Source organism: Mesorhizobium sp. M1E.F.Ca.ET.063.01.1.1 (genome assembly GCF_003998155.1).
Taxonomy (GTDB): Bacteria; Pseudomonadota; Alphaproteobacteria; order Rhizobiales; family Rhizobiaceae; genus Mesorhizobium.
Map to the genome: position 1 here is coordinate 1 of NZ_RZSC01001315.1, position 882 is coordinate 882.

The 882-nt window shown below is 66.2% G+C and carries 2 pseudogenes; one reads left to right on the forward strand and one right to left on the reverse strand.

The window, feature by feature from the left end:
- Window positions 1-623, forward strand: a pseudogene (locus tag EOA29_RS38215) (ATP-dependent DNA helicase); the annotation flags it as partial.
- 9 nt (window positions 624-632) lie between these two features.
- Here EOA29_RS38215 and EOA29_RS38220 read toward each other — a convergent pair.
- Window positions 633-882: pseudogene (locus EOA29_RS38220) on the reverse strand (ABC transporter permease); the annotation flags it as partial.

Here is an 882-nt window from a genome sequence, read left to right on the forward strand (position 1 = left end):
ATGTCGGCCTGACGCGCGCCAAGAAGAACCTCCACATCTGGTTCGTCTCCAACCGCCTGATCCACGGGCTGTGGCAATCGACGATCCCGTCGCGCTTCCTCGACGAATTGCCGGAAACCCATGTCGATGTCGCAGACAGCGGCAATTCCTACGGCGGCTACGGCAATCTTTATGGCGGCGGCTCATTTGCCTCCGGCCGCGGCGGCGGCCGGCAGAACCCCTACGGCGCGTCGCGCTTCGACAATATCGGCGCCGAGAAATCGGGCAGCTTCTCCAACACCTATGCGACGCCCGGCTGGCAGCGCGCGCAAGCGAACCGCACCGAGGCGACCGACCGCAACTGGGGCACGCGCTCCGGCCACCAGGTCGAGCGCATCGGCTATGGCGAGACCGACAGCGGCTACGGCGCCGGCAGGACGAGCGTGAAGGGCCGCACCATCGAGGGCGAGCTGGTCGCCAAGTCCGTCGCCGATACGCCGTCAGCCTTCAACGTCGGCGACCGCGTCTTCCACCAGAAGTTCGGCAATGGCAACATCGCGGCCATCGACGGCAACAAGCTCACCATCGACTTCGACAAGGCCGGCCAGAAACGCGTGCTGGACGGCTTCGTCACCAGCGTTTGATCAGCCCCCTCACCGATACCTTGCCTGGTTCCATTTGTGGCCGAGCAGCGACAGGATGATGATCAGCCCGTTGAAGAACTGGACGTAAAAGCCGCTCAGGCCCGCCGCCACCACGCCGGTCTGGATGAACGAGACCGTGACAGCGCCGATCGCGCCGCCGACGACCGTGCCTATGCCGCCCCAGGTCGGCGTACCGCCGACGAACACCGACGCCAGCACCGGCCACAGATAGCCGTCGCCCGCCGTCGGCCACCAGGCG